Origin of the sequence: Paraglaciecola sp. (assembly GCF_039943935.1) — a bacterium.
Taxonomy (GTDB): domain Bacteria; phylum Pseudomonadota; class Gammaproteobacteria; order Enterobacterales; family Alteromonadaceae; genus Paraglaciecola.
In genome coordinates, this window is record NZ_JBDUZQ010000021.1 from 362,560 (window position 1) to 378,608 (window position 16,049).

The 16,049-nt window shown below is 38.6% G+C and carries 16 protein-coding genes; 9 read left to right on the forward strand and 7 right to left on the reverse strand.

From position 1 onward, the window contains the following. Positions 1-26 precede the first annotated feature (26 nt). Together ABJD71_RS13655 and ABJD71_RS13660 are read left to right on the forward strand one after the other, a co-directional pair. Complete coding sequence (locus tag ABJD71_RS13655) at positions 27-2,135, forward strand: S9 family peptidase (protein WP_348170308.1); 2,109 nt, start codon at positions 27-29, stop codon at positions 2,133-2,135. Between the two features lie 439 nt (positions 2,136-2,574). Continuing rightward, positions 2,575-3,192 (forward strand): DUF6624 domain-containing protein, encoded by a 618-nt coding sequence (locus ABJD71_RS13660; protein WP_348170311.1) that lies wholly within the window; start codon positions 2,575-2,577, stop codon positions 3,190-3,192. A 1-nt stretch (position 3,193) separates the two neighbouring features. Here ABJD71_RS13660 and ABJD71_RS13665 read toward each other — a convergent pair whose 3' ends face one another. From ABJD71_RS13665 to ABJD71_RS13675, 3 genes are all read right to left on the reverse strand, one after another. Next, positions 3,194-3,997 (reverse strand): DUF1223 domain-containing protein, encoded by an 804-nt coding sequence (locus tag ABJD71_RS13665; protein ID WP_348170314.1) that lies wholly within the window; start codon positions 3,995-3,997, stop codon positions 3,194-3,196. A gap of 93 nt (positions 3,998-4,090) precedes the next feature. Continuing rightward, positions 4,091-4,879: a phytanoyl-CoA dioxygenase family protein gene (locus ABJD71_RS13670; protein ID WP_348170317.1), complete on the reverse strand. Its 789-nt coding sequence runs from the start codon at positions 4,877-4,879 to the stop codon at positions 4,091-4,093. Between the two features lie 32 nt (positions 4,880-4,911). Then, positions 4,912-5,319 carry a hypothetical protein gene (locus ABJD71_RS13675; protein WP_348170320.1) on the reverse strand — a complete coding sequence of 136 codons (408 nt, stop codon included), beginning with the start codon at positions 5,317-5,319 and terminating at the stop codon, positions 4,912-4,914. A gap of 228 nt (positions 5,320-5,547) precedes the next feature. On the opposite strand from ABJD71_RS13675, the gene arfA reads away from it, so the two are divergent. Beyond that, the gene (gene arfA / locus ABJD71_RS13680; protein ID WP_348170323.1) at positions 5,548-5,748 is read left to right on the forward strand and encodes an alternative ribosome rescue factor ArfA; all 201 of its coding nucleotides are present in this window, start codon (positions 5,548-5,550) and stop codon (positions 5,746-5,748) included. Positions 5,749-5,828: 80 nt separating this feature from the next. Beyond that, entirely contained in the window at positions 5,829-6,080 is a 252-nt protein-coding gene (locus ABJD71_RS13685; RefSeq protein WP_348170326.1) for a hypothetical protein, read from the forward strand. A 294-nt stretch (positions 6,081-6,374) separates the two neighbouring features. Here the strand turns inward: ABJD71_RS13685 and ABJD71_RS13690 are convergent, their stop codons facing one another. The 4 genes from ABJD71_RS13690 to ABJD71_RS13705 form a co-directional block, all read right to left on the reverse strand. Continuing rightward, positions 6,375-6,581, reverse strand: a complete 207-nt coding sequence (locus tag ABJD71_RS13690; RefSeq protein WP_133468841.1) for a cold-shock protein — start codon at positions 6,579-6,581, stop codon at positions 6,375-6,377. A 381-nt stretch (positions 6,582-6,962) separates the two neighbouring features. Further along, on the reverse strand, positions 6,963-7,535 hold the full coding sequence (locus ABJD71_RS13695) for an ankyrin repeat domain-containing protein (RefSeq protein ID WP_348170329.1): 573 nt from the start codon (positions 7,533-7,535) through the stop codon (positions 6,963-6,965). 114 nt (positions 7,536-7,649) lie between these two features. Next, positions 7,650-9,260 carry a catalase gene (locus ABJD71_RS13700; RefSeq protein ID WP_348170332.1) on the reverse strand — a complete coding sequence of 537 codons (1,611 nt, stop codon included), beginning with the start codon at positions 9,258-9,260 and terminating at the stop codon, positions 7,650-7,652. A gap of 323 nt (positions 9,261-9,583) precedes the next feature. Beyond that, positions 9,584-10,381: a transporter substrate-binding domain-containing protein gene (locus tag ABJD71_RS13705; protein WP_348170335.1), complete on the reverse strand. Its 798-nt coding sequence runs from the start codon at positions 10,379-10,381 to the stop codon at positions 9,584-9,586. A 558-nt stretch (positions 10,382-10,939) separates the two neighbouring features. On the opposite strand from ABJD71_RS13705, the gene ABJD71_RS13710 reads away from it, so the two are divergent. From ABJD71_RS13710 to ABJD71_RS13730, 5 genes are all read left to right on the forward strand, one after another. Next, on the forward strand, positions 10,940-12,217 hold the full coding sequence (locus tag ABJD71_RS13710) for a dipeptidase (protein WP_348170338.1): 1,278 nt from the start codon (positions 10,940-10,942) through the stop codon (positions 12,215-12,217). A 59-nt stretch (positions 12,218-12,276) separates the two neighbouring features. Continuing rightward, positions 12,277-12,756, forward strand: coding sequence for a DUF6702 family protein (locus tag ABJD71_RS13715; RefSeq protein WP_348170341.1), 480 nt, complete (start codon positions 12,277-12,279; stop codon positions 12,754-12,756). 1 nt (position 12,757) lies between these two features. Continuing rightward, the gene (locus ABJD71_RS13720) at positions 12,758-13,342 is read left to right on the forward strand and encodes a HupE/UreJ family protein (RefSeq protein ID WP_348170344.1); all 585 of its coding nucleotides are present in this window, start codon (positions 12,758-12,760) and stop codon (positions 13,340-13,342) included. 229 nt (positions 13,343-13,571) lie between these two features. Continuing rightward, positions 13,572-14,342 (forward strand): polysaccharide deacetylase family protein, encoded by a 771-nt coding sequence (locus tag ABJD71_RS13725; RefSeq protein ID WP_348170347.1) that lies wholly within the window; start codon positions 13,572-13,574, stop codon positions 14,340-14,342. Between the two features lie 165 nt (positions 14,343-14,507). Then, positions 14,508-15,998: a diguanylate cyclase gene (locus ABJD71_RS13730; protein WP_348170350.1), complete on the forward strand. Its 1,491-nt coding sequence runs from the start codon at positions 14,508-14,510 to the stop codon at positions 15,996-15,998. The last annotated feature ends 51 nt before the right edge of the window (positions 15,999-16,049 follow it).

The window sequence follows — 16,049 nt, forward strand, 5'->3', positions numbered from 1 at the left end:
AAAAAAATTGTTACAAGGAGAAAGTAATGCATTTGAAACGAAATAAATACCAAACGAAAAGTAAGCGGATATTCCAAATTATCGCGAGCTTAACGCTAACAGTAGCTTTCAACAGTGCATCGGCTGTAGAAAACGACAACAAACCTTCGAAGCGGTTCACTGCAGAGCGTGTATTCGATATGGAATATGCAAATGAACCGCAGATTTCCCCTGACGGAAAGTCGATTGTTTACCTGCGTCAAAGCATGGATAAAACCACCGACAAAGATGCCGGTAAACTATGGATATTAGACGTAGAGTCGGGTCAAAACCGACCACTTATAGCAGATCAATATGCCTCCTCACCACGTTGGGCTCCAGATGGAAAAAGTATTGTATTCACTAGTTACCACAAAGGCACACCAGAACTTAGACGCGTTTTTATTGATTCGGGGGTGAGCTTTTCATTGGCGCAATTGTATAAAGGGGCATCTAGCATAGTTTGGTCACCAGACGGTACTCACCTAGCCTTTAATATGTTTGTGGAAGCCGAAAAAACGTCGTTCGCGACACCAGTGAAACAACCAAAAGGCGCAAAATGGAACAAACCTTTTAATGTAATAGATGAGCTAACTTTTCGCTTTGATGGCGCAGGTTACATTCCAGAAGGCTCAACTCAAACCTTCACACTTCCTGTAAATGGAGGAACCCCAAGGCAAGTGACATTTGAAGAATCTGGACTATCAAGCCCAGAATGGCTCGACAATAATACTCTGTTGGTAACCGGTAACTTAGCTGAAGATAGAGACCTAGATTTCATCGAAAGCGAAATTTACAAACTAGATTTAAGTACCCTAGACATTACACCATTAACTAGCAGAGATGGACCAGATCACTCACCAGTGGTTTCACCCAATGGCAAAACTATCGCATTTTTAGGGTACGACGACAAAGTCTTGTCTTATCAACAGACCGATCTGTATTTAATGGATGCTGCTGGCAAAAACCTAAAGCCACTAGCAGAAGACTTCGCTGGTAGCATAGGTCAAACACTTTGGAATCCAGATGGTAAAAGCTTATTAGTGCTATCTGAAGATCATGGTGTATTAAGCCTGTTCAACATTAGCTTAAAAGGCAAAGTAACCAAGCTAATCACAAATATAGGTGGCACATCTATTGGCCGCCCATATGCCGCAGGCAGTTTTTCAGTCAGTCAGAATAAAAAACCTATGGTGGCCTTTACTGCAGGTTTTAGCGATCGCCCTGCTGAAGTAGGCGTCGCGACTATCAAAGGTCAGAAACAACAGATACTGACTGCGTTAAATGACGATATACTGCCCTACCTAGATATGGCTCCCGTAGAAGAAATTAAAGTTAAATCTTCACACGATGGCTTAGAAATAGAAGCATGGGTGGCTTTTCCCCCTGACTTTAAAGCTGATGGAAGCTACCCAATGATTTTGGAAATTCATGGCGGCCCTTATGCCATGTATGGACCCTTCTTTGCCAGTGAAATACAACGTTATGCGGCCGAAGGTTATGTCACTGTTTGGGTTAACCCTAGGGGTTCAACGGGTTATGGTGAAGATTTTGCACTAACTATCGACTTAGCTTATCCGGGTTACGATTATGATGACCTGATGACAGTAGTTGATGAAGTAGTAGCCAAAAAATATGCAGACCCAGAGCGCTTATTTGTAACAGGCGGCTCAGGTGGAGGTATTCTAACTGCTTGGATCACCACTAAAACCAAACGCTTTGCCGCGGCAGCATCTATAAAGCCAGTGATTAATTGGATGACAATGGCATTAGCAGCTGACATTGGACAATTTGTTCGAAGACATTGGGTTCGAGCAGATCCTTGGTCTGAACCAGAGGTATTTCTAAAACGCTCACCTATTAGTTATGTAGACCAAGTTACCACTCCAACTATGCTGATGGTAGGAGAAGAAGATTATCGAACACCCGCTTGGGAAGCAGAGCAATTTTATACTGCATTAAAAATGCTAGAAGTAGATACGGCATTAATACGTGTACCTAGTTCACCTCATTATATTGCCTCTCGCCCTAGCCGCTTAATAAGTAAAACTGATAATATTATGGGCTGGTTTGCTAAATACGATCCCGCGAAACAAAAATCGGCTGAGGCTGATTAACTAGTGCATTTGAAAAGGCATCATTTAATGATGCCTTTTTTTACGACCACTTTACTTTAGGTAACCGTTCTAAGGTTGTAATTAAAGCCCAAGCTTCAGTTCAATTAATGAGTTTTAAAGTGACACTTTAGCCATGCATAGTCAAAACTATGTTATTTACTTTGCAGAGTAAGAGGAATCTGACTCAAACCAACTACTATCGACAAATAGTTTGTCTAAAAATCAAGTTGGCAGTTACTGTATTATCATTCCACCTACACGCTTAGTGGCATCAAATAAACGCCTTAACCTTAGAGGTAATTTTTAACTTCATATCAATTTATGATATGAACTTTAGCCCTTATTATTTTGAATTATTTAGCTTTTAAGGTTAGTGTTTCAAACATATCTTAAGGTTATATAGATTACCCCCTCTAACACCATACAAAAATAGACTGCCATGCTAAAAATTTACTTATCATCATCCTTAATCAAGTACCTATGCTGTTTTCTATGCTTGCTATCAATTAGTCACCTCTCTTATGCACAGCTAAATGGGGACTTACAAAAACGCTTAATTCAGATGGCACAACAATCAACTCAATTAAAACTGCAGAAAAGAGCTACAAATAAAGACTCCAATGCCAAAGTGTTACAGCAACTACAAACCGACATAGTTAAAGTACATACACTGACTTTGCAAGAAATAGTGTCTCTACATGGCTGGCCAAGTAAGTCTTTAGTGGGTAAATCAGGTGTTAATGCAGCCACTGTAATAGTTCAACATGCAGAAGATGTCGCTTTTCAACAAGACATGCTGCCATTGATTATTAAGTCTTATCTAGATAACCAGGGCGTTAGTGGCACCAATGTGGCTATCACAACCGATATCATTGCAATCAATCAAGGAAACAAACAGGTATTCGGTACTCAATTTGAAATTATAAATAATAAAGTATCCTTTAAACCAATAGATAATATTCAAACCGTTGACGACTTAAGAGCAGAACTAGACTTAAAACCTTTGCTTGATTTTAAACAGCAGATAGCAGACCAATATATCTATAAAAACAAGTAAATCAATTTAAGCTTTGAAGCGCCCAATGAGAAGGCAAATAACCACCTACAGCCTGTGTTGGTTCTAAACCATTGTTTTTTGTCGTCCAAACAACTAACCCATATTTTTCTGCTTGTGCTGATAACCTAGGATATTCGATGGTTTGCTGATGGCCTTCTATCACCTGTTGTTTATATCCTAAGACTACGAAATTATCAGATAGCGTTCTGTTGGCATTTTCTCCGGCTTGAATTTGAGTTATCAAGTCAAACCCTAGAATTGCAATATGCACTTGCCCTTCGTTTGTCTGGTATTGGTCAGCAAAAGTATAACTCACTTCTACGTTATCTTGTTTAGCACTAGTAGCTAAGCCAATATTAGACGATCGATTAAACTTGTATGGGTCGATTGCTTGACCTCTGAACCATCCCTTCCATTCATGCCCGTTAACAACAAACCCTGGGGTGTAAATTGAATTTACTAAACCTTCAAGACCAAAGCTTCTTTGCCTTTTTGAAAATGCTGGAGATGAAAAGGGGTCTTTCCAACCGATGTAATCCCAATAATCTACGTGAAACACAATTGGAATGAACTTACTCCACAAACCATCTGATTCAGTAAAACGATTCACCCACTTTTGAGCAGGAGGGCAGCTACTACAACCTTGAGAAGAATATAATTCAAGTAAGACTGGTCGCACTCCTGTTGAAGTAAATACAATTTTGTCTGCACTGACCACATTGCTACTGCACAAAACAATCACTGCTACGCACATAGCTTTGAGAGTGGTTGGTGCACAAACCATTGAAGAAAATTGAAAGCTCATAAATATGTTACTCCTGAAAAGACAATCAGAGTGAACATCATAAACTCTAGTCATCACAAAACCGTCACAGCAATTGTCACATTTTTAAATCATTTACTGACTAATAGGAGACTTCAAGGCCAGCGTTTTAGCAAATAGCCTAGCATCATCAATGTCATCCAACATACTCTGGCTAGGCAAGCAATCATCATCCACATAATCAGCAAAATCAGAGCTCGCATCAAAAACAAGTATGTCCCAAGCTAACCTTTCTAACCCATATAAGCCGCGATGTATCATGTCTGCTGAAAACACTAATAGGTCGCCTGCTGCCAAAGGAATAGTTGCACTGTCAGGCAAGCTATCATTACTCAGTTTGCCGTTGAGCTCTTCACGCACCTCTAGCTCTTGTTGAGTATCCCAACGCTTATGAGTACCAGGAATCAGCTCCATACCCAACTCATCAAATAGTGGTACCCGCAGGTGCACCACTTGCGTCTCTTGAATTGCTTTTTGTTGCCCCACAAGATCATGGTCGTATTGACAGTCTCGATGCCAAAAATCTTTTAATTCAGGATTTACCGGATTGAAAAACAATTGGGTATTCATAAAAGCAGCATGAGTTGGGATCAAAGACTCAATCACACGCATCATTTTTGGTGAACTAATAAAATTAAACAGCTTAACCCTGTCTTTAGCTTTAAGGTATTGGCTACCGGTAATCAAAGAGGAATTAAACGCCACTTCTTTATAAAACTCAGGGTTATCTTGTTTCCATCTTTCATGAAACATTAAGATAACCTCTCTAAGTGCAGACATTTCAGCAGCAGTGAAATAACCACGAATAACAAAGTATCCCAGCTCTTCGTATTGGGCAGCCCATTGATTTTGGTCGCTATGCATTACCTAAGCACCACACTAGAGTATAAAATCCGTTACTGAACATGGATCTCGCCTGTCTCATCATTTATAAACCCGTGGCAAATATACCCAACTAACAATCTAGGCTTTTTGTTTAAATATAAAAAGTGTTCAAAACCAACAGAAAAAGCAAACGGGTTGGCATTGTAGTCAGCGTAATACTGGTCTCGACCTAAGCGGGCTTCGTTCACCCCCGAAGCAAAACCGCTTAAAAAATCATCTCGATTATTCATGATGAGGCAACTTAACCCATCAGTATCGTCTACCAGCTCTAACAAACCAGCATCAATAAATTTATTGACTACAGCTTGATTGAAATACCCCGTGTACTGCTCGGTTTCAATATCATAAGTAACGGGGGTACCTTCACTTTGTGCCTCCATCATAGACGTAAAAAGTTCACGGACTTTTTTAGAAATCATATGTTACGTTTGCCTTAATCAATATTTTTTGCAGGGCTTGGGGCGAGTTGATGCCTTAAAGAATAAACACCTAATGATATGATAATGCCTAATATGAAGGAACTCATTTGAATACAAAAAGAATCAATAAATATCGTTAGCAAATACTATTTTGTTTTTCACATTCACCTATATAATAAGCGAACACTACTGACTGGTAGTGTAAAAACAACCTTTAAAGGAACCAAAATGAACAAACAAAAAAAGCAATTAGCAAAAGCTAATAATAAAACTGACTTGGGGCGAGGAAAAATTAAAGATAATTTTTTAGCGGCGTTAGTCACATCTAACGTTTACAAGATGCAAGTTGTCAAACCTAAAAAAGGTAAAGGCTCTTACCAACGTAAAGCTAAAAACGTAAGACAAGAGTCTTATTTAATAGCTGCTTGAAGCATGGCTTGTAGCAGTTATCAAATAAGGTTTTTGTCTTTAAATTTTACCATAAGACACACCAATTAGGCCGACACCACATGGCTAAGCCTAATAAAAAAGCTCCTAGCTCCTCAGTCGATATCTATTGTAGCCAATGCAAAACTCAACTCTTTAAATATCGTAAGGGCGGCAAAGGTGCCTTAGTGAAATGCTTTAAAGAACGAATAACCAAAGACTTTACCAGTACAGCCTGTACTTGCCCAAATTGTCACGCCATTTTTGCCAGAGAGACTCTCATACGCGGCACTCCGGCTTTTAAAATTATTAGCGGTAAAGTATTTAGCAAATAAAACCTAGCGACATCCTCTTCAAGAAGTAACAGCCATGCTCGAAGCTATGAGGAAACAAGAAAGCGAAGTTGAATAAAGAAAAAACTATCACTAATAGGTCTAATGTTTGTGACCTAGTAATGATTTTTAAATCACAAAAAAAGAGGCCGAGCAACCTAACGGTAGCTCAGCCTCCAGATATTTAATTTAACTTAAAGTACATAACGTTGTACTTGATTGAGTTCGGCTCAAATTTTAAGCTTTAACACTTAAACAACCAATTTCAGGTTAAGTATCTTGTTATGTAAATTTAACTTAAAGGGCGATAACTTTGTTAGCGCATGGACCTTTTTGACCTTGGCCAACTTCAAACTCAACAGCTTGACCGTCGGCTAAAGTAGCGTATCCGCCACCAGCTTGGATCTCTGAGTGATGTACGAACAAATCTTTGCCGCCATCTTCTGGAGTTATAAAACCAAAACCTTTGTCAGCGTTAAACCACTTAACTGTACCTTTACTCATATTAATGTCTTCTTTAATCGGTGAATTTTAATGACTAAACTCGCTATCACCATTACGAGCTTAGTTTTTTGAATTCCTATATAGACTTTCTCATTGAGCCAAACCTTGCGCTTTATAATAAGGCATGAGTTGACTATTCATTCACTAATCGAAAACATGAAATAAATATCTATTTAAGTGCGCAGAGACTAACAGATAAAATACAAATTCAACACCTAGTATTGATTTAAAACCCAAAAGAGTTGGGTATTTACACTTAATGGGCCTTAAATCACCCCTTAATATGTTATTACTAGTTCAAGTTAAGACAGAAATAAAGCTAATTTAAGAGAGGCAAATAGTGCCACAAGAATGAAACTGTTTGGTGTATGTCACATTCAATTATAATTTTTCAGCTAACTGCTCGGCTAATTCATAGTTGCCTTGGCTAAGTGCGATATCAACTAGGCTATTTCCAGAGCTATCTTTAGCACCTAAATCAGCACCCGCTTCTGTTAGCGCAGCAATCGTTTCTGTGCGATTAAACAGTGTGGCGAACATTGCGGCGGTCTGACCGTTTTCATTGATTTGATCAATATCACAATCAGCACCAATTAACGCTTTTATCGCGCCAAAGTTACCTTTAAAAATTGCGCCCATTAACGCGGTGTTTCCAGAGTTGTCTTCTTGACAAGCGTTAGCATTAACCTCATTAAGCAAATAATTAACGGCATCTGTTTCACCGTGATAAGCCGCTAAAATCAAAGCTGTGTAGCCTTTATTATCTGCAACATTTGGGTTTAATCCTGCAGCGTAATAAGCGGTGAGTGTCGATACGTCGCCTTTTCTAGCAGCATTAAAGTAAATGGTTTTTAATTGCTCACTATCAACGGGCTCTGCTTGGCCTGAAAACGCCAAAGTAAGCACAATAAGTGTCATCATGCTTTTAATGGATAGTTGAAAAACTGTCTTCATGATTGCGTCCTCTTTGCATAAAGAAGGCGTGCGATGACTTAACCACTGCACGCCTTAATGTTAATTTTTTCCTGCCACTGTGTTTCTTAATACGTGGCAGGCGACATACTTGAGTTATAAATCAGCTTTGTAAGAAATACGGCTGAAACCCTCTGCAACTTTCTTAGCGCGCTTTTCACGCTCAGCTTGCACATCCATTAATTGCTTAGCCGTAGTTTTTACGTTGCTTAATGGCGCATTCGCAAGCTTGGCAACACCTGTACCGTAGTTTTTATCAGCGTTATACATATAGGCACTGATAATGACGCGGATTTCTTCTTCAGGCACACCTGCTAGTGTTGTCCCTAAGTTTTCAATTAAGTGCTGCTGCTCAACCTTTGTGAAAGAGCGAAATTTCTCACCTGCTTGTGCAAAGTTACGCTGCTTGTAAAAAGGGGCTTGTTGAGTCGTACCAGCTAAAGGCGTTTGTGCGTATTTGTACTGGTTGTCATCATCTAAAGCAATACGGCGACTTGGTTGATAGTTCACATCACGAGAGCTGCTTGTTGTGCGTAACTTGCCGTGTTGTTCATGGTTATCAATTCCTGTATTGCGAGGAGCATTAATTGGAATGCGGTAAGCATTCACGCCAATTCTGTAACGCTGTGTATCAGCATATGAAAACAAACGACCTTGTAACATTCTGTCTTCAGACGGCTCGATACCTGGAATTAGGTTACTTGGAGCAAAGGCAGCTTGCTCTGTTTCTTCAAAGAAATTGTTAGGTACGCGGTTAAGGGTCAACTTGCCAATTTTCTTCGTAGGAACAAGAGATACCGGCCAAATCTTAGTGGTATCTAATGGGTTAAAATCAAAATCATCAAGTTGTTCAGGATCCATGGTTTGTAAGTATAACTCCCATGATGCAGTTTCACCTTTTTCACCGATACGTGTATAGATATCAGTAGTCATAGGTTGGAAATCTTTACCTTGCATAGCTTGTGCTTCTGCAGCAGTGAAGTTTTTCTCACCTTGGTTAGTTTTCCAAGTTAGCTTAAAGTATTTTACTTGGCCTTTAGCATTCACAAATTTAAAGGCGTGAACACTAGAACCATCCATGTTTAAGTAACTTTTTGGCGTACCCATGTCAGAGAATAAGTGCGTCAACATGTGAGTTGATTCTGGCACGTGAGAGAAAAAGTCAAACAATCGTGCTGCACTTTGCGCATTAGTCACAGGCGAAGGCTTTAAACTATGAACCATATCAGGGAACTTAATTGCATCACGAATGAAAAAAATCGGGAAGTTGTTGCCCACTAAATCCCAGTTACCTTGTTCAGTATAAAACTTAACAGCAAAGCCACGAGGATCACGCAATGTTTCTGGTGATTGGTGACCATGTATTACAGCTGAAAAACGTACAAAAACATCAGTCTTTTTATTTTCGCCTTGGAAAGGTGCAGCCACAGTAATGTCTGACAAATCCACATAGTTTTCATAGTAACCATGCACACCGGTACCACGAGCATGCACAACACGCTCTGGGACACGTTCACGATCAAATGCAGCTAGTTTTTCAATTAAGTGACTGTCTTGCAGTAAGACAGGTCCCCAAGGGCCTGCAGTTTGAGAATTTTGGTTGTCGCCCACTGGCGCGCCATTCTGGCGTGTAAGCGTATCAGCACTCGACATAGTCGCTACGCTAAAAAGCGTTGCTGCAATCATAATTGATGCTTTGATTTTCATAATAAGTCTCCAATAAAGTCTTTCATATGCCCCAAGCTCGCTAATATTTATGGGACGCAATTCATTGTTATAATTAGTTATAAACTGTCACGGTCCGAATGGTTGGATGTCGCTAACATGCAATAACTGAAAACGTGCGCTAGCGTATCTGCAGCTCTTTCAGGCCTGTCCTATGGCTTGAAAGAAGTATGCTGAGAAAGGTAGAACGAATAAATTGATTTAAATCGAAGGTGATGTTCTAAATTTATGAAGTAAGGAGACAAAACATAGTGCAATCAAAGGAACTTGGGCTGACCTTTTAACCAAACAAACACGGGGAAAAGTTAGAGTTTAGGTTTGTAATTAGAATACTCTTGAATTAAGTCTTGAATTTGTTGCAAGCTATCCTCGATAGCTTGGTTGAATACCTCCAACTGTTGCTCATTCATTAACCCTTTCCTCAACATGTAATATACGGGCTCATTGAATACCACTATTTGAGAATTAACGATATGATCATAATAATTTGCATCGGCCATCAAGAAAACACCGGCTAATTGATCTTCAATAGCAATGTCAACTCTACCTTTTTTCAGCAAATCAAAACGCTGTCTAGCAAAGGTAGTACTAATTGTATTACCTTTAAAATCAGCTAAAAATTGATTGAACTTTTTACCGTAATGACTCCCTCGGTGCACAGCAATAATCATGTTTTCTTGATTAATATAATCTTCATAGTTGGGTTTTGTGGCTAGGGTTTGTACAAGTGATTTATTATGTTTGTTTTCAAACATAACCATTTTTTCATCACGATACGATTTACTATAATGTGAAAACGTAGCTCTATCTTCACTAAAGCTTGATGCTACAAGTAAATCCACTCGCTTATGTCTTAGTTCTTCAACAGCTCGGCTTAGAGACGGCATAGATACAAACTCTAGACAGAAAGGTGTTTTTTCTAACACTGTATGTAATATATCAACTTCTAGACCTGCCTCTTCTTCGTAGGCTTTAAAAAAATACGGAGGCCAATCATCGCTACTGGCAGCCTTAATGACTAATTCGCATGCTTGAGATGAAAACCCTACCACTAATATACAAGTTAAAAAAATCGGATAAAAATAACGAAACACTTTTAACATATGAAACTTTAAGACCATAAGTGTAATTGAACAGACGATTTAATATCACTTTCCGACACTAATTCGCAAACAAGACTAAATATCTTACAATTAATTTATAAATAAAACAGCTTTAGTTATCGACAAGAAATGAGTTTACTTAAAAGGCTCCGCCCACGCATACTTAGGTCTATTATCGCACTCCCAAACTTAATAAAAAGTGACCTGTTACTTCACGACTCAAAATTAATAAGAGCAGCGCCATGTCGATGTTTCAGATTCCATCAGACCAATATAAAACTAACAAAGAAAAATACCTTGCCAAAAACAAGGATGCCACATCCCTAAAGTTGTGAGTTGCTTTTTCAACACGATTGATGTTTTGTTTAAAAGAAATCTAAATAGATATTAATAACTTAGCGCTCTTGCGTTAAAAACTGAATTGTTACAATATAACTACTACAGCAACAAGAGTTATTGCTGAACTCATCATGTTTTTAGGTGAGTTCATCATAAAAAAATGACGAACTGTTTCGCTTTAAACATCCTTTGTAAGTCTAAATTAAATGGTTACCTATTATGAATAACAAACTAAAAGTTTTGCCTCTTGTTCTGGCTTCTTTGCTTGCAGCCTGCTCTTCAGAGTCAGATCCTAAAGCACAGGTGACCCCTGCAGAAACCGAACAAGCACTTATTGCTCGCGCACTAGAAATACATGACCGTGTTTTAACATTTGATTCTCATGCGGATACACCGCTAAGAATGATTGAGCCTGGATTTGATATGTCACAGCGACATAACCCTAAAGAAACAGGTTCAAAAGTCGATTATCCAAGAATGAAAGAGGGTGGACTAGACGCCATTTTCTTCGCGGCGTTTGTTGCTCAAGACATCCGTGATGATGAGGGCAACAGTCGAGCTAAGAAACTAGGTATTCAAATGCTTGATGCCGTCATTGAATCAACCGAGAAAAACTCAGATATTGTAGGCTTAGCACTTACACCAGAGGATGCATACAAATTAGAAGATGAAGGTAAGCGAGCTATTTATCTTGCCATAGAAAATGGTTACCCCATCGGCAATGACATTTCTAATATTGAATTATATTATGATAAAGGCGTACGCTACATCACTTTAGTACACTCAACTAATAACGATTTGGCGGACTCTGCAACTGATTCAAAAGGCCCTGAGCATCAAGGTATCAGTGAATTTGGAGAAAAGGTAGTAGCAGAGATGAATCGCCTTGGCATTATGGTTGATGTCTCTCATGGCAGCGAAGAGGTATTTTATGATGCTATTGCTGTGTCAAAAGCCCCTATCATTGCGAGTCATTCGAATGCACGAGCAGTGACAGATCACGACCGTAATATGTCAGATGATATGCTTAGACTTATGGCTAAGAATGGCGGTGTAGTACAACTCACTATGCTTGCAGATTACCTTCGAAAAGCACCAGAGAACCCAGAGCGCACAGCGGCTATAAAAGAGTTTAGAGCAAATCTAAAACCTACCAGTGAAATGACTGATGAAGAGCGCAAAACTGCGAGAGCCGCCTTCAATGCACTAGCAGAAAAATTTCCTGCAGCGCCAGCAACCGTTCAACATGTTGTTGACCATATTGACCACATTGTCAAAATAGCAGGCATCAATCACGTGGGCATAGGATGTGACTTTGATGGCGGTGGCGGTATTGAAGGCATATTTGATGCGAGTGAAGTAATGAACATAACCATTGAATTAGTGAAGCGCGGATACACCGAAGAAGAGATAGAAAAAATATGGAGCGGTAATTTAATGCGTGTCTTCCGAGAGGTACAAGATATCGCTACTGAAATACAAGCAGTAACCGCGTAATTTATAACACTATGCGGGTCAAATCTTTTTTTATTACATGTATTGTCCCGCTGATTTTGATGTTAATCCATCAAAATTCAGCGGCCCACCCTCTCAGACTTTCTTTAAGCCAAATTGAGTATTCTTCAAAAGATAAACAGCTTTCAGTTAGCCTAAGGTTATTTGTCATGGATGTGAATGAGGCAATAGTTTTTGACCCAGAAAGCAAAGAGTTAAATCTAGGTCTTCCCTCTGAGTCAAAGAATGCAGAGAGATTATTACTTCAATATCTCAATCAACATTTTCACATCAAAGTAAATGGTCAAGTTCAACCCTTAAACATTAAAAGTAAAGAGCTTCATGGCGAAGGGATCAACACGGCACTTGGCCTTGTTTTTGAGTTCAGTAATTTGCAAGCTTTAACATCACTTGAAATAAAAAACTCCGTATTCACCGATCTATTTTTTGATCAGAATAATATTGTCTACCTTCACATAGATGGAGATTCAGACAGCTTTATGCTTAGCAAAGACACACCTATACATCACTTGGAGTTCTAAAATGGGATCATTTGATCTATATATAAAACTAGGCTTCGAACATATTTCAGACCTGGCGGGGTTTGACCACATTCTGTTTCTTGTAGCCCTCTGTGCTGTTTACAGAATTGAACAGTTTAAAAGTCTACTAATACTGGTAACCGCATTTACGGTAGGGCACAGTGTAACCTTGGGGTTATCTTCGATTGGCACCATTAATATCCCTTCACAGATAATTGAGTTTCTTATCCCCACCACAATTTTAATCACAGCGTTACACAACGTAATGAGCCATTCTTCTGGTGATACACATTCAAGAATGACAAAAAACTACATAGTGGCGCTATTTTTTGGCTTTATCCACGGTATGGGTTTTTCTAACTTCTTTAAAGCTTTACTCATGGGCGATGATTCAATCCTAATGCCTCTATTAGGCTTTAACATTGGCTTAGAACTTGGCCAACTGATGATTGTAGCTGTGATAATTGGGCTTGCTTATGTATTTTTGAATGTGATTAAAGTCAAATATCGAGACTGGAATGTATTTATATCTGGAGCTGCAGCCGGCCTTGCTATATACCTCATGTTCGAAACCAAGTTTTGGTAAGGCTCTTTTAGCTAACCTAAAAAAGTGATCAATACCACTACTGTAAGTTTAAAATCTACTCATAAAGAGTCACCTCGACTGTAGTATTAGGAGTAGAATATGGCTACAAATAGCAGATTCATTTGTCTAGTGAGTGAAAACAACGAAGGTTCCTCGCCAGTTATGCTAATCTCACCTAGCAAATAAAAACAACACTTGCTTATACATACTCCATAGGGAAGGCATAACCATGCAAATTTTTTCTTACTTTATTTCAGCTACGGTACTACTGCTATCCACGAGCTTGTCGAACCACGTAAAAGCAGAGAAAGTATGGCCAAATAACAATAAAGTTGCTATCAGCCTTTCCTATGATGACGCATTGTCAAGCCAACTCGACAACGCCTTACCAGCATTAAATAAGCGAAAACTCAAAGCTTCGTTTTACGTTGTACCCTTATCCAAAACGTTCAAGAATCGAATGAATGAGTGGGCACAGCTTGCTAAGACTGGCCACGAGCTGGGAAATCACACCTTATTTCATGCATGTAAAAAGTCTAAACCCAACCGAGACTGGGTCTTATTGCATAATAATTTAGATGATAAGTTGGTACTTTCTATGGTGAATGAAATTACCGTAGCCAACACACTTTTAAATGCAATTGACGGTCAATCTGTTCGCACTCTTACTCCCCCCTGTGGTGATAGAATTGCTAAAGATGGAGATTATATAGAGGCGGTAAAAGAACAATTTGTTGGTATTAAAGGCCTCGAAGATCCGAGCTTTGCTAGACTCATTATCCCTAATCAACTAAACGCTCAGGATATTATCGACTTTTTAGAGCGCCAACCTAAAAACATAAAACTAATCAATGTATTATTTCATGGAGTGGGTGGAGACTACCTATCTATAAGCAAGTCAGAGCATGACAAGTTTCTTGATTACTTACAGGCTAATCAAGATAGATACTGGGTAGATACTTACCGCAAAATTATGCAGGCAATGCCCAAACAACAGTGACCCAATCAATAGATACAAAGATTGCCCTCCAAAAAACATAAAGTGACGTAGAGCAAAATTCCGATTAATATGTCAAAAGCAAACTACTTGGTTTAGTTATTTTTCGATGGTATGTGGCCTGTACATATGCCATGGCATAGAAAAACATTGTTATAGAGCTAATTAATGGAATTAATCGTTCGCTGTAAGTCATTCTTTTCACTTTTAAATACAATTGTATTTAGTGTAATGGTAGTAAGCTATTTCGCTATGATACATATAAGTATTACATACTTCATGGTTGCTAATATTGCGATCCTTTGGCTAGGAAATGGCATAGCAACCGCTCTATTTTTAGTTTGTTCTGTAAAGCGTAAAGTACCTTTAATTCTCGGCCTTATAGTAGGCTATTTCTTAGCGATTTATTCACATAGAGGAGGCTTTGATAGTTCAGAATTTGGTTTTCTAATAGCAAATGTACTTAGCGTAACTCTTGCTATGAGTTTATTTAAACGACTATGTAAAGAGACAATAACGCTAATTGATCTACGCCAAAACATCTTATTTTTAACCGTTTTATGTATTTTAACTTCCATAATTAACGTTTCTATTGGCTCGGTATCTTTATGGGTTATTTCAGGAATCACACCTAACGTAAATAACCTACTTATATGGCTTGTTGGAAATACAGTAAGCATCTTTGCGTCTACACTGACAGCCTTCCATATTTTTAACGCCATAAAACATAAAAAACTTTCTCTACAAATGAGCAAACACCAAGCCATTGAACTTGTAATAATGTGCGCTACAACTGCGGTACTCCTCGTCGAAGTATTTGGAAGAGAGCATTATAATAAATTTACTATAAGTTTGATTTTTTTACTCTTTCCTTTGGCTATGTGGGTGGCATTAAGATTCAACCGTTATATCACATCAGTTTGGATTACAACTGTGTTTTTAACTTGCGCTTTTTATAGCACAGCAAAACTCGGTCCCTTTATTTTTATGTTTAACGACCTAAGTAATGCCATTTTTTACATGCAAATATATATCTTTACAGCGTGTAGCACTGCACTAGTGATCGCTACTGTAAATACAGAGAAAGAAAAAAAGAATCAAATGATTGCTCAATTGAATAAGCAATTAGATAACCTAACTAAGGTTGACCCTCTTACCCAAATTGCCAACCGCCGTAAATACGATGACTCAATAAAAGAAGCACTGGCAAAATCAAACTCAGAAGGTACGCTGCTAACACTTGTCGCTATAGACATAGATTACTTTAAGTTATTTAATGACGAATACGGCCATTTAATGGGTGATGAATGTTTAATATCTGTGGCAAATGCCATCAATAAAAATTTACTACGAACGAACGATATAGTCGCAAGGGTGGGGGGAGAAGAGTTTTTTTGTATTTTACCCAATACAGACGCGATAGCCGCTAAAGATATCATGCAAAAAATACAATCATCAATTAGTGAGCTTAATATACCCCATCAAGCTTCACCTATCGAACCATACTTAACGGTTAGTATGGGCGCTTGTACCAAAACATCTAAAGATAATATTGATGCAATGCGGTTATACCAGCTTGCAGATACCGCCTTGTATGCAGCTAAAGAGCAAGGACGAAACACCTTTGTAATTGCCGATTACACTAACCTTTCAGCTTGAATAGATTGACCATAGTTTAAGATATAGCTAGATAGCATTTTGTGAGGTTAG